Source organism: Salmonella sp. WC3, from assembly GCF_042932255.1.
GTDB classification, from domain to species: Bacteria; Pseudomonadota; Gammaproteobacteria; order Enterobacterales; family Enterobacteriaceae; genus Salmonella; species Salmonella enterica.
The window spans coordinates 3587252-3610808 of the sequence record NZ_CP170629.1 but is presented as its reverse complement, the minus strand read 5'-3'; the positions used below and the strand labels follow the sequence as shown (position 1 = coordinate 3610808).

Here is a 23557-nt window from a genome sequence, read left to right as displayed (position 1 = left end):
TGGAAGTGCGTTAACCCGCTTACAATTTATCTGCGTGATGCATCAGAACAAACTTATCCCACAACTGTTCTTCGGTTTCGACATGGGCGGGATCCTGCAAAATCGTATTGGGGATCGGGCAGACTTTCTGACAGGTCGGCGTTTCGTAATGGCCTACACACTCGGTGCATTTGTCGCTGTTAATCTCATAAATGCTGTCGCCCATTGAAATCGCCTCATTCGGGCACTCCGGCTCGCACATATCGCAATTGATACATTTTTTGGTGATTAACAGCGCCATCAGGAAATTCTCAGAAACAACACAAATCGGGCGGGCATTATACGCCTATTTTCTACTCGGGCCAGCTCTTTTCTGGCGCTGATTTGTTATCTACAGTGTAAAAATTTTTGATCTGCTTGAGCAGGCAGATGGTTGCGTTATCCAGTGAAAGGTCATTACTGTGCACCAGCATGACAGGAATAAAGAATGCGGGGATGTCCAGTGAAACCAGGCGAACATTTTTGGGTGTCGATAAATGGGTTAGCGAGCGGGTAATAAATGCGATGCCAATCTGCGCTTCGGCATACTCAAGGCATGAGTAGTGGTTATCCAGTTCGCAGATGACGTTAGGAACGACTTTGCGGTTATTAAATTCTGTGGTGATGATCCCTCTTAATAGCAGAGAGTCATTAAGCACGATAATGGGCTGGTCGTTTAAATCTTTTAGATGCAGACGTTCGCGTGTCGCCAGAGGATGAGAAAGTGGGATTGCAGCGATAATTTCATCTTCAAACAGCATGGTCGAGCTTAGCTGGGCAGGGAGCGCTGTTCGATAAACAATGCCAATATCAACGGCGCTATCCGTCAGCTTTTTAATGGTTTGCTCAGTTGAGAACTCTTTAACATTTAAAGATATTTCCGGATGGTGCGCCATAAAGTTGCGAAAAGCGGGCAGGACCAGGTAGCTGCCTGACACCCCGATTGAAATAGTATCGCGCTGTTGATCCTGATAGGGAAGAAGTTCATTTTCGGCATTTTTTAAATCCAGCATTATTTTGTTAGCGTGTCGTTGCAAAATAATGCCTGCTTTTGTTAATTTAATTCCTCTGCCTTTTCGCTTAAATAATATTGTTTTAAGTGATGACTCAAGTTGTTTGATTTGCTGACTTAATGATGGCTGAGTGATAAATAGGCGACTGGCTGCCCGACCATAATGTAATTCATCACACAATATCAGGAAGGAGTGTAGTTGTTTGATATTCATTAAAATTTAATGCCAATCGATTGGGTTTTGTTATAACGATTATAAAAAATACCAAATTGTTTGCCTATTTTGCTTTTTTTAAACTGTGATCAGTGCATTTTAAAAAGGGAAAATTATGTCGGCATCAATCAACCGCTGGGGAATGCTTGCCGCTCACGTGTGCATCAATTTTGTGCTCGGGGGCGTCTACGCATTTAGCTATTTCAAAACACCACTCATGGCGCAATATCACTGGGATCCGGCTACGCTGGCGTTAGCATTCTCTATCAACATGGGGATCATTCCTTTACCGATGATTTGGGGCGGGAGAATGATCGACAATGGTAAAGGAAAGCAGGCGATAGTTATCGGCGGTATCCTGTTTTCTTTAGGTTTTATCTTGTCCGGGTTTGTGGATAATTTGCCCATGCTGTTTTTAACCTACGGCGTCATTGCCGGGTTGGGATCGGGCCTGGCTTTTACGGGTAATCTTAATAATATTCTGAAATTTTTCCCTGACCGTCGCGGTCTGGCCAGCGGTATCGTACTGGCGGGTGTTGGCGTCGGGACGCTACTTTGCACCCGCCTGGCCGAATATTTTATGGCGCAAACTCACGATGTTAGTCGGGCGTTGTTATATCTGGGTATTGTTTATCTGGTGGTTATTTTTATCGTCCAGTTCTTTATTCGTAGCGCGCCAGCAAAAGATAGCGGAGGAATTAAAGCGTCGCCACTGGATAAAGACTATCGGCACATGCTGAAAGATCTGCGCTTCTGGCTGCTGTTTATGATTCTGGCGCTGGGCGTGTTCTCTGGGATGGTAATTAGCTCAAGTTCTGCGCAAATTGGTATGACGCAGTACGGTTTACTGTCCGGTGCATTAGTCGTTAGCCTGGTCTCGATATTTAACTCGATCGGTCGCCTGTTCTGGGGAGGGTTAACCGATAAATTAGGCGGCTATAATACGCTGGTTATTGTTTACCTCTTTACCTGCTTGTGTATGCTGCTGTTATTTTTCTTCAATGGCAATACTTCGGTATTTTATTTCAGCGCTCTGGGCGTGGGTTTTGCTTATGCCGGTATATTAGTTATCTTCCCTGGTTTGACCAGCCAGAATTTTGGTATGCGTAACCAGGGGCTAAACTACGGCTTTATGTATTTTGGTTTTGCCGTCGGTGCGGTTATTGCTCCTTATGTAACGTCCGCTATTGCAAAATATACCGGAAGCTACAATACAGTATTTATTTTGACAACGGTGCTATTGCTTATTGGAGTCGTGTTGACCCTGATAACGAAAAAATATGTCGCAACGGTTTTAGCCAAAATTCATTAATCAGATAATAAGGAAATAAAAATGAAAATTGCAATCGCAGGTGCAGGCGCTATGGGGTGTCGTTTTGGCTATATGCTGCTGGAGGCCGGGCACGACGTGACGCTTATCGATAGCTGGCAGGAGCATGTCGACGCTATTCGTAGCAAGGGGTTGTTTGTCGAAACGGAAACGACTCAGAAGTATTACCCCATCCCTGCTATGTTGGCTGATGAATCCCAGGGGGAGTTTGAGCTGGTTATTCTGTTTACCAAAGCAATGCAGCTGGATAGCATGTTACAGCGTATCAAGCCATTACTGCCAGCCGCGAAGGTCGTGATGATTTTATCTAACGGCTTGGGAAATATCGAAACGCTGGAGAAATATGTCGATCGGCAGAAAATCTATGCGGGTGTGACGTTATGGTCCAGCGAACTGGAGGGGGCTGGGCATATTATGGCCACCGGTACCGGAACGATTGAACTGCAGCCGATTGCCAGCCAGGATTCGGCTCAAGAGGCTAAGGTCATTGCCACCCTTAATAGCGCTGGATTGAATGCTGAAATAAGCCCTGACGTATTATTATCGATCTGGAAGAAAGCAGCCTTTAATAGCGTAATGAACACCTATTGCGCGCTACTGGATTGTAATGTCGGCGGATTTGGTCAGCGGCCTGGTGCTTTAGATTTAGCGCAAGCGGTAGTTGATGAGTTTGTGTTAGTTGCTGCCAGCCAGAATATTCCGTTGACTGAGCAAATGGTGATGAATACGGTGAAGAAAGTGTTCGATCCGCGTGAGAGCGGCCACCACTATCCTTCTATGCATCAGGATTTACATAAAGGCCGACTGACTGAAATCGACTATTTAAATGGTGCGATTGCGCGAATCGGCGCTCAGAACAATATTGCCGTACCGGTTAACACACTCCTGACGCAATTGATTCACGCTAAAGAAGCGCAATAAACTTGATGGCTCTTCTGCATGAGGCGGAAGAGCCATTTCAAACCAGTTTTTTTACCAGCGCCTCGCTATGGCGAATACGCTCCGGCGCCCGCTCTAAATCCTGTTGTACCAGCGCCATAAACAGTAAGTCGGTCAACATCATTTGCGCATGTGTCGAGGAGATAGCGGCGCTGCGCGTCGCCTGCTCTTCAGCAATCGTATACAGACAGCGGGTGGCGCGCTGCTGCAAGGCGTTGGGAGAAAAACCGGTAATGGCCAGGATCTTCGCGCCTGCGCGTAATGTTTCGTCCGCCGCCAGGTTCAGCTCGCGCCGTTCCCCGGAATAAGAGATCGCCAGCAGCAGATCCTCCGGCGCCAGCGCCTGCACCGTCGCCAGCAGGGCGTGCATATCGCGCTCAACCACCGCGTTAATGCCAATCTTCAGTAGCTTCCAGGCAAAATTTTGCGCCACCAGCCCAGAGGCGCCAATCCCGGTGATCACAATACGGCGGGCGTGGCGCAGCATCGTGACGCTTTCTAACAGCTTTTCTTCACTGTTAACGTCCAGCGTGGCGTGCATCGCCGCCATATTCTCTTTAATTAATTTTTCCCCGACCAGGCGCATCGGATCGTCGCCGCGAATCTGGTTATGAACGGGAACGGAATGCGGATTAGGATTGCTGGCCAACGCTTCGCTGATAGCCAGTTTCAACGCCGGAAACCCTTTAAACCCCAGTTTTTGCGCGAACTTGACTACGCTGGATTGGCTGACGCCCGCTTCGGCCGCCAGTTGCTGCGAGCTCAGATGCCGCGCCGTATCCGGTTGCGCGAGCAGATAATCCGCCAGTTTCCTGTCGCTTTGCGCGAGATCCGGATAACGCTGGCGAATACGAATCAAACAGTTCATGGGCAGCTCCTGCGAAACGTGATGGCGACGACAAAACGAAATTTCACTCGCCTGGGGGAATATTCTATTCCATCATGGACGCTTATTATGAATTAAAAATTCCAGAGGGACAAAAATGAATCTTGGTACCTTAGTGTCTGAAACCCGTAACCCGAAAACGATGGATCTGGATGCGTTGCCTACTCCTGAATTAGTTAAGCGTTTTAATGAACAGGATACGCTGGTAGCGGAAGCAGTAAAAGCCACTCTGCCTGACGTTGCGCGTGCGGTTGATGCCGCGGCGGCGGCGCTGAAGTCTGGCGGACGTATCATCTATATGGGCGCGGGCACCAGTGGTCGGCTTGGCGTACTGGATGCCTCAGAATGCCCCCCGACGTTTGGCGTTCCGCACGGTCTGGTCGTCGGGCTGATTGCCGGCGGGCCGGGCGCGTTGTTGAAAGCGGTCGAAGGCGCGGAAGACAGCCAACAGGCAGGCGAAGACGATCTTGTCGCACTAAATCTGCAAGAACAGGATCTGGTCGTGGGGCTCGCGGCGTCGGGTCGTACACCCTATGTGATTGGCGGCCTGCGCTATGCGCGACAGTCCGGTTGTACCACTGTTGCCGTCTCCTGTAATCCAGATTCGCCTATTGCGCGGGAGGCTAATATCGCTATTTCGCCCGTTGTCGGGCCGGAAGCGCTTACCGGCTCCACGCGGCTGAAATCCGGCACCGCGCAGAAAATGGTGCTCAATATGATTTCTACCGGCGCGATGGTGAAGTTTGGCAAGGTCTATCAGAACCTGATGGTGGATATGAAAGCCACCAACGTCAAACTGGTCGATCGCGCGTGTCGGATGGTCGTTGAAGCGACCGGGATAGGTCGTGAAGAGGCGGAAACGTTGCTGGAACAGACCGATTTTGAGGTTAAGCCCGCCATTTTGATGGCGCTTACGGGGCTGGATGCTGCAGCCGCCAGGGAAAAACTCGCCGCTCATCAGGGCTTTTTAAGGGCGGCGTTAGAACACTAAAGAGGTGTGTATGGATAAGACGGCAGCGCTCGCCAGCGACATTTTACGTGGTATCGGCGGAGAGCAAAATATTCTGCGCCTGGAAAACTGTATGACGCGAGTCAGAGTGGAGGTACAGGACGACAGCCAACTGGATATTCCGCGCTTAAAAGCGTTGCCTGGCGTCAGTGGATACGTAAAGCAAGGGGAGCAACATCAGCTGATCGTTGGGCCGGGGAAGGCTGCACAGGTGGTTGATGCGATGCGCGTGCAGATTGCCGCAGGTGATGTAAAGCCGGACGATGCTATGGCGCGTACCAAATCCGAGGCGAAAGCGAAGTATAAAGCGCCGATGAGCGATGCGTTGCGTAAGCTGGCGAATGTTTTTATTCCGCTTATCCCTGCCTTTATCGCATCCGGCTTGATTACCGGCATTATCAATATTCTTAAACGTCCGGATATCGTTGGCGATGTTGCCGTCCACTATCCTAACCTGCTGGGCCTGATGGGGATATTTGGTAGCGCGGTGTTCGCTATCATGAACATTCTGGTTGGCGTCAATACCGCGAAAGTTTTTGGCGGATCGCAGGCGTTAGGCGGCGTGATGGCGGGGAGCCTTTCCAGCCCGCAACTGGCGCAGATTACGCTCTTTGGCGAGGCGCTTCAGCCGGGACGGGGCGGCGTCATCGCCGTCCTGCTGGTGGTAGCGTTAATGTGCTGGATTGAGCGCCAGTTCCGTAAGCTGCTGCCGGGGTCGCTGGAGTTAATTCTTAACCCTTTATTGACGACTGTTATCACCGGCGCGGTAGCGATTTTCGCTCTGCAACCGCTTGGCGGCTGGATTTCAGACGCTATCGCTCACGGCGCGTCCTGGGCTATCGATCGCGGCGGTTTTCTGGTGGGCGCGGTGTTAGCCGGAACCTTCCTGCCGTTGGTACTGACCGGGCTGCATCAGGGGCTGGTGCCTATTCATGTGGAGCTGGTGCAAGCGCACGGCTATAACGCGCTGTTTCCCATCCTGGCGATGGCGGGCGTTGGTCAGATAGGCGCGGCCATTGCCGTACTGATGAAAACCCGCAATGCGCGACTCAAAAAGGTGATTAAAGGCGCGCTTCCTGTCGGACTGCTGGGGATTGGCGAGCCGCTGATTTTTGGCGTCACGCTGCCATTGGGTAAGCCATTTATTGGCGCTTGCCTCGGCGGCGCGGTAGGCGGGGCGTTGATCAGCTACTGGAAAGTGGCGACGGTAATTACCTTTGGTATTTCCGGTTTGCCGCTGGCATTAACAATTGTTGCCGGAAAAGTCCTGTTCTATCTGTTAGGCTATTTAATAGCGGTAATTGCCGGGTTTATTTTTACCTGGCTGCTGGGGTTCAATGATCCAGAGGAGTAAGGTTTGGTCAGCCACGAGCGTCGTGTCGTCTTTTTTGATTTGGATGGAACGTTACATCAACAGGATATGTTCGGCAGTTTTCTGCGTTATTTGCTGCGCCGTCAGCCGCTAAATGCGCTGCTCGTACTGCCGCTGTTGCCCATTATCGGTATCGGTTTACTGGTAAAAGGGCGTGCGGCCCGCTGGCCGATGAGTCTGTTATTGTGGGGCTGTACTTTTGGCCATAGCGAAACGCGTTTGCAGGCGCATCAGGCGGATTTTGTCCGTTGGTTTCGCGCTAACGTCACGGCGTTTCCGGTTGTACAGGAGCGTCTGACCACCTATCTATTGAGCTCTGACGCGGATATCTGGCTTATTACCGGTTCTCCGCAATCATTGGTAGAGCAAGTCTATTTTGATACGCCGTGGCTGCCGCGCGTTAACCTCATCGCCAGCCAGATGGCGCGACGGTATGGCGGCTGGGTATTAACCGTGCGCTGTCTGGGCCATGAAAAAGTCGCGCAACTGGAACGTAAAATCGGTACGCCGCTGCGTCTTTATAGCGGCTACAGCGACAGCAAACAGGATAACCCGCTGCTTTATTTTTGCCAGCATCGCTGGCGGGTGACGCCGCACGGCGAGCTGCAGCAGCTCGAATAGTGAAACGCATAGCGTCTGTGTATAATGCCGCCCGCTTTCATTACCGGAGTTACCTCTTTGTCTGATGTCGAATTAGATCACGAATACTGGATGCGCCACGCGCTGACGCTGGCGAAACGCGCCTGGGACGAACGCGAGGTTCCGGTTGGCGCGGTATTGGTGCATAACCATCGCGTCATTGGCGAAGGCTGGAACCGACCCATTGGCCGCCACGATCCTACTGCGCATGCTGAAATAATGGCGCTGCGTCAGGGCGGTCTGGTATTGCAGAATTACCGGTTACTGGATACCACGCTGTATGTCACGCTGGAACCCTGTGTGATGTGCGCAGGCGCTATGGTGCATAGCCGCATTGGACGCGTTGTCTTTGGCGCGCGCGATGCAAAAACCGGCGCGGCCGGATCGCTAATTGATGTGCTGCACCATCCGGGAATGAATCACCGGGTCGACATTATTGAAGGGGTGTTGCGCGATGAATGTGCGACGCTGCTCAGTGATTTTTTCCGTATGCGTCGTCAGGAAATTAAAGCTCTGAAGAAAGCCGACCGTGCGGAAGGCGCGGGGCCGGCAGTATAGCGCAATGCCGGATAAGACGTTGCGCGTCGCCATCCGATAAGACCATCGCGCTATTTTTCTTCTTTCTTCTGCGGCGTAAACAGTAAAGACGGCGAATGCGTCAGGTAGCCTGATGACTGCGATAAAAACGACAGGAAGGGGAAGGGTGCTTTATTCAGCTCCTCCGGCGACACCGCCGGGTAATCCTGCGCCAGTTTCATAGCTTCCGCTTCCTGCTTTTCTTTTTCCTGCAAATACCCCACCAAACTTATCTGGTATTTACGGATATTTTCCACATAAGCATAAGCCTCATGTCCACGCGCGTAACCGTAGGTTAGCTTACTGTAATACGGTTTTTGGCTTAACAGAGGCAAACGCTGCTTCACATCGGTCCAGCTATCCGGATTGCCTTTGGTTTTTACCGTCAGCGATCTGGCGTCGAGCATGTGCGCATAACCCATATTGTAGGCGGCTAAAGCAAACCAGATACGCTCGTCTTCCGGAACGGTTTCGGGAACTTTAGCCATCATATCTTCAAGATAGCGAGCGCCGCCGCTGATGCTTTGCTCCGCATCGGTACGGTCGGTCAGCCCCAGACTTTGGGCGGTATTTTTAGTCAGCATCATCAGGCCGCGCACGCCGGTTGGCGAGGTCGCCAGCGGGTCCCAGTGTGATTCCTGATAAGAAATCGCCGCCAGCAGGCGCCAGTCTATCTCTTTGGCATATTTTTTAAATAACGGTTCCAGCTCCGGCAGGACGTTATCTACCGCTCGCAGGAAAGAGCGGGTATCAACGTAGTCGAAATCATCGCCATGTCCCAGATATTTCTCTTCGATCCGCGCCAACGACCCGTCTTCATTGATCGAATTGAAAAAATCGAGCAGCGCGGCGGAGAGCGTATTATCGTCGTCCAGTCGGCTAAACCAGGTCACGGGCTGTTCATCCGTGACATCCAGCGCCACGGCCAGCTCGGGATGAACGCGCTGAAACAGACTGATCGCCACTGAATCGGCAATGGTGTAATCCAGTTTGCCGCTGATGACCTCTTCCAGCAGCGTCGTCGAGCCTTTTTTATCATCCACTTTCCAGCTCAGGTCGGGAAACTTTGTCTCTTTTAAACGTTGTAAATCATTGACCACGACGTGCCCTGGCGCAATGGTAAGCTGATTCTCGTTAACGGTCGCCAGCGAACGTGGGCGATATTGTCCGACCCGGTAGACGAGCTGTTGCGAAACCGAATAATACATGGGGCCGGGCTGATAGTTTTTAACGCGCGCGCTGTCGTAGACCAGCCCTGCCGCGAGCAGGTCGGCATTGCCGTTATCCAGATCGTCAAACAACTGGCTGATATTCTGGCGCACCGTCACTTTCAGCTTCACGCCGAGATAGTTGGCGAACTGCTGCGCCAGTTCATAGTCCAGACCATATTTTTTACCGTTGATAACGGAATAGGTTAATGGCGAGTCGATCGTACTGACGCGCAGTACCCCCCGGGCTTGAATCGCGGCGATATGGTTTTCGGTTTTACCGAACCAGGGGATTGAGGGCCAAAGGGCTGCTGCCAGCAGCAGCGTCAATATGCCGATGAACAGATAATTAATCTTTAATTTTTTCAATTAGTTAATTCTCTGGATCGTGCGTTGCCTCGGGCTGAAAAAGATGTTTTGCTGCAATAGATAAGTCACTAATGAGCGGCATTTTGCGTAACAATGCGCCAGTTGGCAACTTATTCGCAACGATAGCCGCACCGTATGACAAGAAAAAGCGGTGATTTTATTTCTACGCAAACGGTTTCGTCGGCGCGTCAGATTCTTTATAATGACGGCCGTTTCCCCCCTTGCGCACACCGAAGCTTAGAAGACGAGAGACTTATGATGGAAATTCTGCGTGGTTCGCCTGCACTGTCTGCATTCCGTATCAATAAACTGCTGGCGCGCTTTCAGGCTGCCAACCTCCAGGTCCACAATATATACGCTGAGTATGTCCATTTTGCTGACCTGAACGCCCCGTTAAATGATAGCGAGCAGGCGCAGCTTACCCGTCTGCTGCAATACGGCCCGGCGCTTAGCAGCCATACGCCGGCGGGTAAACTCCTGTTAGTCACACCGCGTCCTGGTACCATCTCCCCCTGGTCTTCAAAAGCAACGGATATCGCCCACAACTGCGGCCTGCAACAGGTTGATCGTCTGGAGCGCGGCGTAGCGTACTATATCGAGGCTTCGACGTTGACGGCGGAACAGTGGCGACAAGTGGCCGCAGAGCTGCACGACCGTATGATGGAGACGGTGTTCTCTTCTTTAACCGATGCGGAAAAACTGTTTATCCACCATCAGCCTGCGCCGGTTTCCAGTGTCGATCTGCTGGGAGAAGGCCGTCAGGCGTTAATTGACGCCAACCTGCGTCTTGGTCTGGCGCTGGCGGAAGATGAAATCGACTATTTGCAGGAGGCGTTTACCAAACTGGGGCGCAACCCGAACGATATCGAACTGTACATGTTCGCCCAGGCGAACTCCGAGCACTGCCGCCACAAGATTTTTAACGCCGACTGGATTATCGACGGTAAACCGCAGCCGAAGTCGCTGTTTAAAATGATTAAAAACACCTTCGAAACCACGCCGGACTATGTGCTCTCTGCCTATAAAGACAATGCCGCGGTGATGGAAGGATCTGCGGTGGGGCGCTACTTCGCCGACCACAATACCGGCCGTTACGATTTTCATCAGGAGCCCGCGCACATTCTGATGAAGGTCGAAACGCATAACCACCCAACCGCCATCTCTCCGTGGCCGGGGGCGGCGACCGGTTCCGGCGGCGAAATTCGTGATGAAGGCGCCACCGGGCGTGGCGCGAAACCAAAAGCCGGGCTGGTGGGCTTCTCCGTTTCCAACCTGCGTATTCCGGGCTTTGAACAGCCGTGGGAAGAGGATTTTGGCAAGCCGGAACGTATTGTCACCGCGCTGGATATCATGACCGAAGGTCCGCTGGGCGGCGCGGCGTTTAACAACGAATTTGGTCGCCCGGCGCTGACCGGTTACTTCCGTACTTATGAAGAGAAAGTGAACAGCCACAACGGCGAAGAGCTGCGCGGCTACCATAAGCCGATCATGCTGGCGGGCGGGATCGGTAATATCCGCGCCGATCACGTGCAGAAAGGCGAGATCGTCGTAGGCGCGAAGCTGATTGTCCTTGGCGGCCCGGCGATGAATATCGGCCTCGGCGGCGGCGCGGCATCGTCAATGGCTTCCGGCCAGTCTGATGCGGATCTCGATTTTGCCTCTGTTCAGCGCGATAACCCGGAAATGGAGCGTCGTTGCCAGGAGGTGATCGACCGCTGCTGGCAGTTGGGCGACGCCAACCCAATCTTGTTTATCCATGATGTGGGCGCGGGCGGTCTCTCCAATGCGATGCCGGAGCTGGTAAGCGACGGTGGGCGCGGCGGGAAATTCGAACTGCGCGACATTCTTAGCGACGAGCCGGGCATGAGCCCGCTGGAAATCTGGTGTAACGAATCCCAGGAGCGCTACGTACTGGCGGTCGCGGCTGACCAGTTGCCGCTGTTCGATGAACTGTGTAAGCGCGAACGCGCGCCGTATGCGGTCATTGGCGACGCTACCGAAGAACAGCATCTCTCGTTGCATGATAACCATTTCGACAATCAGCCGATCGACCTGCCGCTGGATGTCCTGCTGGGCAAAACGCCGAAAATGACCCGCGATGTGCAAACATTGAAGGCGAAAGGCGATGCGCTGAACCGCGCGGATATCACGATTGCCGACGCGGTAAATCGTGTTCTGCATCTGCCGACCGTGGCGGAAAAAACCTTCCTTGTCACTATTGGCGACCGTACCGTCACCGGTATGGTGGCGCGTGACCAGATGGTTGGCCCGTGGCAGGTCCCGGTGGCTGACTGCGCGGTCACTACCGCCAGCCTCGACAGCTACTACGGCGAAGCGATGTCGATTGGCGAGCGCGCGCCGGTGGCGCTGCTGGACTTTGCCGCCTCCGCCCGTCTGGCCGTCGGTGAAGCGTTGACTAACATTGCCGCGACGCAGATTGGCGATATCAAGCGCATCAAGCTTTCCGCTAACTGGATGGCGGCAGCCGGTCATCCTGGCGAAGATGCCGGTTTATATGACGCGGTTAAAGCGGTGGGAGAGGAACTCTGTCCGCAGCTTGGCCTGACGATTCCGGTGGGCAAAGATTCGATGTCGATGAAAACCCGCTGGCAGGAAGGCAACGAACAGCGCGAAATGACCTCGCCGCTGTCGCTGGTGATTTCCGCGTTTGCCCGCGTGGAAGACGTGCGTCACACCCTTACGCCGCAGCTGTCAACGGAAGATAACGCCTTGTTGCTGATCGATCTTGGCAAGGGCCACAACGCGCTGGGCGCAACGGCGCTGGCGCAGGTCTATCGTCAGCTTGGCGACAAACCCGCGGACGTGCGTGACGTCGCGCAACTGAAAGGCTTCTATGACGCCATGCAGGCGCTGGTCGCTGCGCGTAAATTACTGGCCTGGCACGACCGTTCCGACGGCGGTCTGCTGGTGACGCTGGCCGAGATGGCCTTTGCCGGCCACTGCGGCGTGCAGGTCGATATCGCCGCGCTGGGCGATGACCATCTGGCCGCACTGTTCAACGAGGAGCTGGGCGGCGTGATTCAGGTACGCGCTGAAGACAGAGACGCGGTCGAAGCGCTGTTGGCGCAGTACGGCCTTGCTGACTGCGTCCACTACCTTGGTCAGGCCCTGGCTGGCGATCGCTTTGTAATTACCGCTAATGACCAGACGGTATTCAGCGAAAGCCGCACTACGCTGCGTGTCTGGTGGGCGGAAACCACCTGGCAGATGCAGCGTCTGCGCGACAATCCGCAATGTGCTGACCAGGAACACGAGGCGAAAGCGAATGATGCCGATCCGGGCCTCAACGTGAAGCTGTCGTTTGATATTAATGAAGATATCGCCGCGCCGTACATTGCGACAGGCGCACGACCGAAAGTCGCTGTACTGCGCGAGCAGGGGGTGAACTCTCACGTGGAGATGGCGGCGGCGTTCCATAGTGCGGGCTTTGACGCGATTGACGTCCATATGAGCGACCTGCTGGGCGGTCGTATCGGTCTGGGCAATTTCCATGCGCTGGTGGCTTGCGGCGGCTTTTCCTACGGCGACGTGCTGGGGGCGGGCGAAGGCTGGGCGAAATCCATTCTGTTTAACCATCGGGTGCGCGACGAATTCGAAACCTTCTTCCATCGTCCGCAGACGCTGGCGCTGGGCGTGTGCAACGGTTGCCAGATGATGTCGAATCTGCGCGAGCTGATCCCGGGCAGCGAACTGTGGCCGCGTTTTGTACGTAACCATTCTGACCGCTTCGAAGCCCGCTTCAGCCTGGTGGAAGTGACGCAAAGCCCATCGCTGCTGCTGCAAGGAATGGTAGGCTCACAGATGCCGATTGCGGTTTCCCATGGGGAAGGGCGCGTTGAGGTGCGTGACGATGCGCATCTTGCCGCGCTTGAGAGCAAAGGCCTGGTCGCTCTGCGCTACGTTGATAACTTTGGTAAGGTGACCGAAACCTATCCGGCTAACCCGAACGGTTCGCCGAACGGCATCACGGCGGTGACGACCGAAAACGGTCGGGTGACGATTATGATGCCGCATCCGGAACGTGTATTCCGCACCGTCGCCAACTCCTGGCACCCGGAAAACTGGGGCGAGGATAGCCCGTGGATGCGTATCTTCCGTAATGCGCGTAAGCAGCTAGGGTAGTTCCATTCGTCGCCGTCCCGTATTTGGGTGGTGTCGCGAAATGCCGACATCACCCTAAATACAGTGTCGCTAAAAGGTGACACTTAACTCATTGTTTTTCGATTAATATTAAGGTGATGGTGTTTAGTGTTGCCTTTTGGCGACATATTGCTTAAGTTTTGCTCGTTAGCGCCAGAGTGAGGTTAAGTTATAAAATATATTAAAATCATCATGTTAATTAATTGTTTTGCAACCTGGCACAATTACTGCATAATGATAACCAGTGGCTCATTCACCTTCTTATGTCAGCCCCTTAGGGACGCGCTACATAAACTTCGAATGACGCACAACAAGGTGCCTGCCGTCCAACTTCTGATAATAGCGTAGCTTTATCAACCTCCGGGCGAAACGTCGAGTTAGGCACCGCCTTATTCCATAACAAAGCCGGGTTTAGCCCGGCTTTGTTGTATCTGGCGCTTCCCTCGGTTAGCATCTTTTTTATTCTTCTTTTATGTGAGCGACACGTTGAAGCGCTGGTCTGTTTTCCCCCGTTCTTTACGACAATTGGTCATGCTGGCCTTTTTGCTGATCCTGCTGCCGTTGCTGGTTCTGGCCTGGCAGGCGTGGCAAAGCCTTAACGCGTTAAGCGATCAGGCTGCGGTGATTAACCGCAGCACGCTTATTGACGCCCGGCGCAGCGAGGCGATGACCAACGTCGCGCTGGAGATGGAGCGAAGCTACCGACAGTATTGCGTGCTTGACGATCCGACGCTGGCAAAAGTGTATCAAAGCCAGCGTAAGCGCTATAGCGATATGCTGTATGCCCATGCCGGCGTATTGCCGGATGATAAGTTGTATCAGGCGTTACGCCAGGATTTAAACGCGCTGGCGCAATTGCAGTGTAAAGATAGCGGCCCGGAAGCGGCAGCGGCCGCGCGTCTGGAGGCCTTTGCCAACGCGAATACGGAAATGGTGCAGGCGACGCGTACTGTGGTTTACTCGCGCGGGCAGCAGTTACAACAAGAAATCGCCGAGCGCGGACAATTTTTCGGCTGGCAGGCGCTGGTGCTATTTCTGGTGAGCCTGGCGATGGTGCTACTTTTTACCCGCATGATTATCGGGCCGGTAAAAGGAATTGAACGGATGATTAATCGCCTGGGCGAAGGCCGTTCTTTAGGGAATACCGTCACCTTTACCGGTCCGCGTGAATTACGATCGGTGGGGCAGCGCATTATCTGGCTGAGTGAGCGTCTGGCGTGGCTGGAATCCCAGCGCCATCAGTTTCTACGTCACCTGTCCCATGAGCTGAAAACCCCGCTGGCCAGTATGCGCGAGGGGACAGAGCTGCTGGCCGATCAGGTGGTTGGGCCGCTGACGCCGGAGCAAAAAGAGGTGGTCGATATTCTGGATGGCAGCAGTCGTAATTTACAAAAATTGATTGAGCAATTGCTTGATTACAACCGGAAACTGGTAGACAGTGCCACAGAGCTGGAAGCGGTCGATATCGCACCGCTTGTGGATATGGTGGTTTCCGCCCACAGTTTGCCTGCCCGCGCTAAAATGATGCATACCGATGTCGACCTGGAGGCCGAACGCTGCATAGCAGAGCCCATGTTGCTGATGAGCGTGCTGGATAATCTCTATTCCAACGCGGTGCACTATGGCGCTGAATCCGGTAACATTTGTATCCGTAGTCGCTCTCAGGGCTCCACGGTTTATATCGATGTGGTTAATAGCGGCGAGCCGATTCCGCAAACCGAAAGAGAAATGATTTTTGAGCCTTTTTTCCAGGGAAGCCACCAGCGAAAAGGGGCGGTAAAAGGCAGTGGGTTAGGGCTGAGTATCGCCAGAGATTGTATTCGTCGAATGCAGGGAGAGATCCAACTGGTGGATGACAAAGCGCAGGAAGTCTGTTTTCGCATCTCGCTGCCGCTGCCTGCATCTGACAAACACTAATATGAATTTAAGCTTGGTGCGTATGTCACACGTTTTCGTCCAAACTATTAAACGATGCCTTTTGCGGTGGGGAATACCGGTGGGCATATCGTGTCTGGCGCTGACCGCATGTGTTCCCCATGCTTCACAGCAACTGCCCGGTAGCGCAGCGCAGGACACGCTCCCCCATTATCAACTGGCGGATTATCTCCCGACGGCGTGCGCGGATATCTGGTCGCTACGCGGGCAGGCGGTGGAGACGAATCCGCTGTACTGGCTACGCACGATTGACTGCGCCGATCGTCTGATGCCGGTTCAGTCGCGCGCAGAGGCGCGCGCGTTGACGGATGATAACTGGCAAAATGCCTTCAGGCGCGGGATCTTACTGGCGGACGCAAAAATTACGCCGCCGGAGCGGCGCGCCATAGTGACCCGCCTGGAGGCGTTAAGCGCGCAAATACCGGCTCAGGTACGGCCCGTCTACCAAATCTGGCATGACGGTCAGGCGCTGCAACTGGCGCTTTCTGCCGAACGTCAGCGTTATAGCAAACTCCAGCAAACGTCAGATAGTGAGCTGGATGCGCTGCGCCAGCAGCAACAGGCCTTGCAAACGCAGCTCGATCTTACCACCCGTAAGCTGGAGAGTTTAACCGATATTGAGCGCCAGCTTTCGACACGAAAACCGGCAGGGAATTACAACGCCGATACGCCGCATACGAATGACAAACCCGCGACGTCTGGAGATGGCGCGGCGCCGTCGCCGTCACAAGATGAGGTAACGCCATGATAAGCCGTAAACCGGCGCACCTGCTGCTGGTCGATGACGATCCCGGATTACTGAAATTGCTCGGTATGCGCCTGACCAGTGAAGGATACAGCGTAGTGACCGCAGAGAGCGGCCAGGAAGGACTACGGGTACTGCATCGGGAAAAAGTGGATCTGGTAATAAGCGACCTGCGCATGGACGAAATGGATGGTATGCAACTGTTCACAGAAATTCAGAAAGTACAGCCGGGAATGCCGGTTATTATTCTGACGGCGCATGGTTCTATTCCGGATGCGGTGGCCGCTACCCAGAAGGGCGTATTCAGCTTTTTGACGAAGCCGATCGACAGAGACGCGTTATATAAAGCGATAGATGAAGCGCTGGAGCAGTCCGCTCCCGCGACGGACGATAGCTGGCGCAACGCTATCGTTACCCGTAGCCCGCTGATGCTGCGACTGCTTGAACAGGCGCGCATGGTCGCGCAGTCGGATGTCAGCGTATTGATTAACGGACAAAGCGGCACCGGGAAAGAGATTTTCGCACAGGCGATTCATAATGCCAGCCCGCGCAGTAACAAGCCGTTTGTCGCCATCAACTGCGGCGCGTTGCCGGAACAGTTGCTGGAGTCCGAATTATTCGGCCATGCGCGCGGCGCCTTTACCGGCGCAGTGAGCAATCGTGAAGGGTTGTTCCAGGCGGCGGAAGGCGGCACGCTGTTTCTGGATGAAATTGGCGATATGCCCGCGCCGTTACAGGTGAAGCTGCTGCGGGTGTTACAGGAGCGCAAAGTCAGGCCGCTGGGCAGTAATCGCGATATTGATATCGACGTGCGAATTATTTCCGCGACGCACCGCGATCTGCCGAAGGCGATGGCGCGGGGCGAATTTCGTGAAGATTTGTACTACCGGCTGAATGTCGTGAGCCTGAAAATTCCGGCGCTGGCGGAGCGTACCGAGGATATTCCGCTGCTGGCTAATCATCTGCTCAGACAGTCGGCACAGCGGCATAAACCGTTTGTTCGCGCCTTTTCTACTGATGCAATGAAACGGCTGATGACGGCAAGCTGGCCGGGCAACGTGCGCCAACTGGTCAACGTCATTGAACAATGCGTGGCGTTAACTTCTTCGCCGGTGATCAGCGATGCGTTGGTCGAGCAGGCGCTGGAAGGCGAAAACACCGCGCTGCCAACTTTTGCCGAAGCGCGAAACCAATTTGAACTGAACTATCTGCGCAAGTTACTGCAAATTACCAAAGGTAACGTGACGCACGCGGCAAGGATGGCGGGGCGCAACCGCACGGAATTCTATAAGCTACTCTCCCGTCACGAACTGGATGCGAATGATTTCAAAGAGTAGTTTTCATGCCGTAAAGTAGTGCGAAATATGTTACGTTTAACCGATCAAAACACAGGCGACCTTTTCAAGGAATAGCATGAAAAAGATTGATGCGATTATTAAACCCTTCAAGCTGGACGATGTCCGTGAAGCGCTGGCCGAGGTAGGTATTACCGGCATGACGGTCACTGAAGTCAAAGGTTTTGGCCGTCAAAAAGGCCACACCGAGCTGTATCGCGGCGCGGAATATATGGTGGATTTTCTGCCGAAGGTAAAAATTGAAATCGTTGTGCCTGACGATATCGTGGATACCTGTGTTGATACCATCATTCGTACCGCGCAGACGGGGAAAATCGGCGACGGTAAGATCTTTGTCTTTGATGTCGCCCGCGTTATTCGTATCCGTACTGGCGAAGAAGACGACGCGGCTATCTGATGTGCCGATTCGCTGCCCGTCTCCTCCTTGTGGGCAGCGAACCACCGTTTAATCGCCCTGCGGTAGCGCCGATGTAGTCCGGGTGCAAACCCATCTCAGGCCGACAATGGCGACGATCAGCGCCACGCAACTTAGCGTCCACTCGCCCATTTGCGAGAAAAAGTGTCCGTAGGCGGCTACCGCCGTATCACTAATTTGCGATTCCGTGGTTTGTTGCGCGACGACGCCAGCCAGCCAGTTAGCGACCGCGCCGGTCGCCAGCATATAAATACCGGTCAGCACGCCCGTGACGCCAGGCAGGTTGAGGCGGGTAATTTGCGCCATCGCGACCGGATCAATAAACAGCTCTGCAAAGCCCATCAGTGCCAGCCCTGCGATCATCATTCCCATTGATGCCTGCCCGTCTAACCGGGCCTGATGCGCGTTTAGCGCCAGCAGCATAAAACCGCCGCCCATTAATACCAGTCCCACGGCAAATTTAAGCCAGACGCGCAGCACCGAGCGGGCGCTCTCTTTCGGGCTGCTCAGCCACGCCAGCACCACGCCCGCCGCCATCACCGCAATCGCATTGACCGACTGGAACAATGCGGTGGGGACGGTCATGTTCAGCCAGTGGCGGTTGACAAAACGGTCGATGAATAAACTGATCGAACTTCCGCCCTGCTGCGCCAGAACCCAGAAGAGAGTGCCGGTGATCATTAACAGAACGATTTGCCACAAGGCGCGACGGTGTTCGGGAAATTTAACCATAATACGGGCGATAAGTTGCGCCGCGAAGACGCAGACAATGGCCAGCACATAGCCAGACCAGTTATTTTCCAGCAGGAGGGTGAAGAATACCGGCGCGATACACAGCATTAATACCAGCCAACCCCAGGTTGGAAGGGCGAATTTAACCGCCCGCAGCGCGGGGCGATTAACACCGCGCGTCTGCTGAAAGTGGCGATGACCGCTTAAAAAGATGAGCAGGCCGATGAACATTCCGACGCCCGCCAGCGCAAAGCCGACATGCCAGCCATACCACTGCGCCGCCAGACCACAGGCGATCGGCGCGGCTATCGATCCAATATTCCCGGCGGCGTAGAGCAGCGAGAATCCCCCGTCGCGGCGGTTGTCATCAGGGGCGTAAAGTTCGCCCAGCAGACAGCTAATATTGGATTTAAACAAGCCGTAGCCGCAGATAATAATGGCCAGCGCCGCATATAAACTCAGCGTTGAATTAGATTCTAAGCCCAATACCACATGACCCAGCGTCATCAATAAGGCGCCGGTGATAACCGCCACGCGGTTGCCAAGCAGGCGGTCGGCAAGCCAGCCGCCAAGAATAGGGGTAACGTAAACTAAAGAGGCGTAGGCGCTGAAGAGGTTGATCGCGTGGCTGTCATTAAAACCAAGCTGGTGGGTAAGATAAAGGATGAGTAAGGCACGCATGCCGTAAAAGCTGAAGTATTCCCAAATTTGAATCGCCACGATGTAAAAAATCGCGCGCGGTTGTGAGGGTGTTTTCATAAAGTCTCCTTGCTGCGTGAAAAAAGGGAAGTGGCAAGCCACTTCCCTTTGGTACTTATTTCGTATTTTCTTTCAGCACCTTAACGGTGTAACGTCCGTCTGCCTGACGATAGGCGCCGTGGATATCGGTTTCGAAGCCCGGATAGTGGGCGCCGATTTCGCACAGCATTTGCAGGAATTCCAGTACCGGACGGCTTTCCTCGGTGATCATTTCACCAGGCATCACCAGCGGCACTCCCGGAGGGTAAGGAAGGATCATGTTGGCGTTGACGCGTCCAACCATCTCTTCAAGATACACCTCTTCCGTTTCGCCATGCAGCTCTTTCTGGAACGCAGTATACGGCGTCATCACCATTTTCGGCAGCACTTCAAACGCACGGTACATTAAGTCCGGCAGATTATGATGTTCGACCAGTTTATGAATATTCTGCGCCAGTTCCTGGATGCGCATATTTTCATAAAACTCAGGCGCTTCGCGGTACAGTGCCGGCAGAATGTTTTTGACGCGCAGGTTCAGGTCAAAGGCGCGTTTAAATTCAGTGAGCGCGCGCAGCAGGCTCAGAGCTTTGGTTTTGTCGATACCAATGCTGAACAGGAACAGCAGGTTGTATGGACCGGTTTTTTCTACGATGATGCCGCGTTCATCGAGATATTTGGCGACCAGACTTGCCGGAATACCGAATTCATCCATCGTACCGTCTTTCTTCATCCCCGGCGTCAGGATAGTGACTTTGATCGGGTCGAGGTACATGTGTTCGTTATCGATATTTTTGAAGCCATGCCATGCGCTATCTGAACGCAGCGGCCAGCACTCAGCTCCATCGATATGTTCCGGCTGCCATACGTCAAAGAACCAGCCGTCAGATTCGCTTTTCAGGCGTTTAATTTCTTTACGGAATTTAATCGCACGTTCAATAGAGCCGTTAATCAGGCGTTTACCCGCATTACCTTTCATCATCGCCGCTGCGGTTTCAGTAGACGCTACGATACCGTAGTGCGGAGAAGTGGTGGTATGCATCATGTAGGCTTCGTTAAAGGTTTCTTCGTTAATGTCGCCTTTAACATGAATCATGGATGCCTGTGAAAACGCCGCCAGCAGTTTATGCGTGGACTGGGTTTCATAAATGATTTTGCCTTCTACACGGTCGCCGCTCATACCGCATTTACCCTGATAAATAGGGGAGAAATTGGTATAAGGCACCCAGGCGGAGTCAAAATGAATGGACTTCACATCCAGAGTTTTCTTGATGTAGTCAGTGTTATACAACAGACCGTCATAGGTTGAGTTAGTAATAACAGCGTGGACCGGCCAGGTTGCGTTAGGCGTCTCTTTTACCCGTTTAGCGATAGTGGCGTGCTGGAACTCGCTTTGCGGAATACCGCCAAGAATACCGTAGGCGTTACGGGTTGGGCGGAAATAAATCGGCGTAATGTCGCTCATCATCATCAGATGGGTCAGCGATTTATGGCAGTTACGGTCAATCAGTACCGTGCTGCCTGCCGGCGCGGAGTACATACCGACGATTTTGTTCGCCGTAGAGGTGCCGTTCGTCACCATGTAGCTACGTTCGGCGTTAAAGACGCGGGCGATATACTCTTCCGCTTCTTTATGCGGGCCGGAGTGGTCCAGCAGTGAACCCAGTTCGGAAACGGAAATCGAAATATCGGATTTCATCGTGTTCGGGCCGAAGAAATCATAAAAGATGCTGCCGACGGGGCTTTTCTGGAAAGCGGTCCCGCCCATGTGGCCAGGCGTACAGAAAGTATATTTCCCTTCGCGCACATATTTGAACAACGCTTTTGTCAGCGGCGGCAGAATATTGTCGATGTATTCATCGGTATTCTGGCGAATTTTCGCCGCGATATCGGCTGCGGCGCCTAAAGCATATTCAAAGAAGCGAACCTGCATTCTCAGATCGTTGAGGCTGACGTCCAGCGTAGAGTAGCTGTTGGCGAAGGCGTACAGCGGCATATACTCGTTCAGCTTGCTAATCTCTTCGCAAAGCTCAAGGTTATATTTATCCCAGTCGAAAATGACGCCGCAAAGGCGGGAGTTATTTTCAATCAGCTTCAGCAGGTCTTCTCGGTCGTTTGGATAGACGATACGGAAATTTAAACCTTCCAGTGCACGATGCAGTTCACGAATAGGCTCTTCTTTAAAGTAGACGCCCATGTGGTTCATGATAGCAATAACGTTCATAGTCTTGTTCCTGGTAAAGTGGGCCCCTCCCGCTACGCTATAGCAGGTGACGAAAGGGGCTTTGAGAAAAAGGAGTTAGCGGTTAAAGCGCTTCAGCCGTATTGTTGTCGCTGTCGTTGTTCTGGCGCTGGTGCATTTTGCGACCGTAGAACATCAGGATGATCAGACTGACGATAAAGGTGCCGGAGAGTTCGAAGGAGCTGGCGCCCATCAGTGCGATGAAGCAAAATGCGCAGCCCAGTACAGAACAAATCAGGCTTACCGAGTTACGGATGTTGAACCCTTCGAAGCGAATCAGGTCAACACAGGAGTAGAAGTACGGCAGCATGGTAAGCAGTACGGCAATCCCGGCCAGTTCGCCGAACAGGTCGGACGCTTTACCGCCGCTGGAGTTCATGATGGTGATCAGAATCATCAGCGCCGTCATTTTCACCGCAGCCAACAGCAGACCTTTTTTCGGAATACCGTTTTTATCCATTTCACCGTAAATTTTCGGGAAGTTGCCGTCGTTGGCGGCGCGAACCCCAGCCTGGCCGACCAGCATCATCCAGGAGCCCAGAGACGTCAGGCAGGCGAAAGCGGTAAAGGCGGAAACCAGCGGCGCAGCCCAGCCACCCAGAATCGTGGAGGTACTGATAGCGAACGGCGCGCCGGAAGAGGCCATAACGGAAGCTGGGAACATCCCGGCTATAACCTGAGTCGCGGCGATATAGATGATGCCTGCCAGCGCGGTACCCAGCATGGTTGCCAGCGGTACGGTGCGTTTCGGGTTTTTCACCATGCCGGTGCTGACGGCGGCAGACTCAACGCCAACGAACGCCCACAGGCAGAGCAGAATACTTTTAACAATGGCGTGAGAGTCGGTCGTCGTAGACGTGTTCCAGTTTGCGTGATAGGTCGCGATATCGAACCAATGCCAGCCGGCGACTGCGGTCAAGACTACCGGGATCAGCACCAGGAATAGGCCAATCGTTGTCAAGCGGCTGACCCAGGCCCCGCCCAGCATATTAATAAAGGTGAACAGCCAGACGATAGCAATACAGGCAATACCTGCCGGTATTGGATTATTTAATGCCGGGAAGAACGTAGAAAGATAAGAAACAGCGGTAATGCCGATGGCTAAGTTACCAATCCAGTTTGCGTGATAATAAAGAACGCCGGTCTGGAAACCAAACGCCGGAGATATTTCCCCAGCATAAGCGATAGGGCCACCCTGTTGAGGGTTTTTGGTTGCCAGCCTCGCATAAACATAAGCCAGCGACATTGCCCCAATAATAGAAATTACCCAGCCCCAGATGGCAATGCCACCAATACTGGCAAGGTTGGCGGGTAATAATGCAATCCCGCTCCCCATCATATTACCGGCAACGACACCAGTACAGGCAAATAGCCCGATCTTTTTGACGGAACTCATGTTCATTTCTCCTGAGCTGTATTTTTAAGAACCGGGCTTATGCTTCATATATGCTGCGTGCCCGTTCAACTGTCGACAAGATTAACGAATGGGTTGAGATAAGTCCTAAAGAAAAAGTGAAATAAACACAAACATGAAAAAACTGATAGATTGATTTTTTTTTGAATTAACATATAAATATCATAGAAAATATCATGAAAGGATAAACATCGTTTAATTACAAAGAGTTATATTTACATATCTTTGCAATGAATATGTTGCCAAAATTA

Annotated in this window: 19 protein-coding genes; 11 read left to right on the top strand and 8 right to left on the bottom strand. The window is 53.1% G+C overall.

The window, feature by feature from the left end; translation table 11 throughout:
• Positions 1-19 precede the first annotated feature (19 nt).
• Positions 20-280 (bottom strand): YfhL family 4Fe-4S dicluster ferredoxin, encoded by a 261-nt coding sequence (locus ACFK9X_RS17610; RefSeq protein ID WP_001196291.1) that lies wholly within the window; start codon positions 278-280, stop codon positions 20-22.
• Between the two features lie 52 nt (positions 281-332).
• Positions 333-1244 carry a LysR family transcriptional regulator gene (locus ACFK9X_RS17605; RefSeq protein ID WP_151117179.1) on the bottom strand — a complete coding sequence of 304 codons (912 nt, stop codon included), beginning with the start codon at positions 1242-1244 and terminating at the stop codon, positions 333-335.
• Positions 1245-1359: 115 nt separating this feature from the next.
• On the opposite strand from ACFK9X_RS17605, the gene ACFK9X_RS17600 reads away from it, so the two are divergent.
• Positions 1360-2556 (top strand): OFA family MFS transporter, encoded by a 1197-nt coding sequence (locus ACFK9X_RS17600; RefSeq protein ID WP_001276364.1) that lies wholly within the window; start codon positions 1360-1362, stop codon positions 2554-2556.
• 21 nt (positions 2557-2577) lie between these two features.
• The gene (locus tag ACFK9X_RS17595) at positions 2578-3495 is read left to right on the top strand and encodes an oxidoreductase (RefSeq protein WP_000684036.1); all 918 of its coding nucleotides are present in this window, start codon (positions 2578-2580) and stop codon (positions 3493-3495) included.
• A 37-nt stretch (positions 3496-3532) separates the two neighbouring features.
• Here the strand turns inward: ACFK9X_RS17595 and ACFK9X_RS17590 are convergent, their stop codons facing one another.
• Complete coding sequence (locus ACFK9X_RS17590) at positions 3533-4381, bottom strand: MurR/RpiR family transcriptional regulator (protein WP_023209427.1); 849 nt, start codon at positions 4379-4381, stop codon at positions 3533-3535.
• Positions 4382-4496: 115 nt separating this feature from the next.
• On the opposite strand from ACFK9X_RS17590, the gene murQ reads away from it, so the two are divergent.
• Genes murQ through tadA form a run of 4 tightly spaced genes read left to right on the top strand, consistent with a single transcriptional unit; the run spans position 4497 to position 7977 of the window.
• Positions 4497-5390, top strand: a complete 894-nt coding sequence (murQ, locus tag ACFK9X_RS17585; RefSeq protein ID WP_023209428.1) for an N-acetylmuramic acid 6-phosphate etherase — start codon at positions 4497-4499, stop codon at positions 5388-5390.
• 10 nt (positions 5391-5400) lie between these two features.
• Complete coding sequence (locus tag ACFK9X_RS17580) at positions 5401-6762, top strand: PTS transporter subunit EIIC (protein ID WP_151117177.1); 1362 nt, start codon at positions 5401-5403, stop codon at positions 6760-6762.
• A 3-nt stretch (positions 6763-6765) separates the two neighbouring features.
• Positions 6766-7401 carry a phosphatidylglycerophosphatase C gene (yfhb, locus tag ACFK9X_RS17575; RefSeq protein ID WP_000253558.1) on the top strand — a complete coding sequence of 212 codons (636 nt, stop codon included), beginning with the start codon at positions 6766-6768 and terminating at the stop codon, positions 7399-7401.
• A 24-nt stretch (positions 7402-7425) separates the two neighbouring features.
• Positions 7426-7977, top strand: a complete 552-nt coding sequence (gene tadA, locus ACFK9X_RS17570) for a tRNA adenosine(34) deaminase TadA (RefSeq protein WP_001134563.1) — start codon at positions 7426-7428, stop codon at positions 7975-7977.
• 50 nt (positions 7978-8027) lie between these two features.
• Here the strand turns inward: tadA and mltF are convergent, their stop codons facing one another.
• Positions 8028-9572, bottom strand: a complete 1545-nt coding sequence (gene mltF / locus ACFK9X_RS17565) for a membrane-bound lytic murein transglycosylase MltF (RefSeq protein WP_000734248.1) — start codon at positions 9570-9572, stop codon at positions 8028-8030.
• The gene (locus ACFK9X_RS17560; RefSeq protein WP_001667771.1) at positions 9573-9803 is read right to left on the bottom strand and encodes a hypothetical protein; all 231 of its coding nucleotides are present in this window, start codon (positions 9801-9803) and stop codon (positions 9573-9575) included.
• A 24-nt stretch (positions 9804-9827) separates the two neighbouring features.
• Between ACFK9X_RS17560 and purL the strand changes: the two genes are divergently transcribed.
• From purL to glnB, 5 genes are all read left to right on the top strand, one after another.
• Complete coding sequence (gene purL / locus ACFK9X_RS17555; RefSeq protein WP_151117174.1) at positions 9828-13715, top strand: phosphoribosylformylglycinamidine synthase; 3888 nt, start codon at positions 9828-9830, stop codon at positions 13713-13715.
• A 504-nt stretch (positions 13716-14219) separates the two neighbouring features.
• On the top strand, positions 14220-15650 hold the full coding sequence (gene qseE / locus ACFK9X_RS17550) for a two component system sensor histidine kinase QseE/GlrK (RefSeq protein WP_191964506.1): 1431 nt from the start codon (positions 14220-14222) through the stop codon (positions 15648-15650).
• Position 15651: 1 nt separating this feature from the next.
• Positions 15652-16416, top strand: coding sequence for a two-component system QseEF-associated lipoprotein QseG (qseG, locus tag ACFK9X_RS17545; protein WP_076741729.1), 765 nt, complete (start codon positions 15652-15654; stop codon positions 16414-16416).
• A complete protein-coding gene (glrR, locus tag ACFK9X_RS17540; RefSeq protein WP_024131115.1) occupies positions 16416-17750 on the top strand; it encodes a two-component system response regulator GlrR in 1335 nt (444 codons plus the stop codon). The genes qseG and glrR overlap by 1 nt, the downstream gene beginning before the upstream one ends.
• 76 nt (positions 17751-17826) lie before the next feature.
• Positions 17827-18165 (top strand): nitrogen regulatory protein P-II, encoded by a 339-nt coding sequence (gene glnB, locus ACFK9X_RS17535; protein ID WP_000717694.1) that lies wholly within the window; start codon positions 17827-17829, stop codon positions 18163-18165.
• A gap of 48 nt (positions 18166-18213) precedes the next feature.
• Here glnB and dtpD read toward each other — a convergent pair whose 3' ends face one another.
• The 3 genes from dtpD to cadB all read right to left on the bottom strand — a co-directional run bounded on the left by dtpD (position 18214) and on the right by cadB (position 23288).
• The gene (dtpD, locus tag ACFK9X_RS17530) at positions 18214-19674 is read right to left on the bottom strand and encodes a dipeptide permease DtpD (RefSeq protein WP_069721219.1); all 1461 of its coding nucleotides are present in this window, start codon (positions 19672-19674) and stop codon (positions 18214-18216) included.
• 55 nt (positions 19675-19729) lie between these two features.
• Positions 19730-21874 carry a lysine decarboxylase CadA gene (gene cadA, locus ACFK9X_RS17525; RefSeq protein WP_001100652.1) on the bottom strand — a complete coding sequence of 715 codons (2145 nt, stop codon included), beginning with the start codon at positions 21872-21874 and terminating at the stop codon, positions 19730-19732.
• Between the two features lie 82 nt (positions 21875-21956).
• Positions 21957-23288, bottom strand: coding sequence for a cadaverine/lysine antiporter (gene cadB / locus ACFK9X_RS17520; RefSeq protein WP_151117170.1), 1332 nt, complete (start codon positions 23286-23288; stop codon positions 21957-21959).
• Positions 23289-23557: the final 269 nt, after the last annotated feature.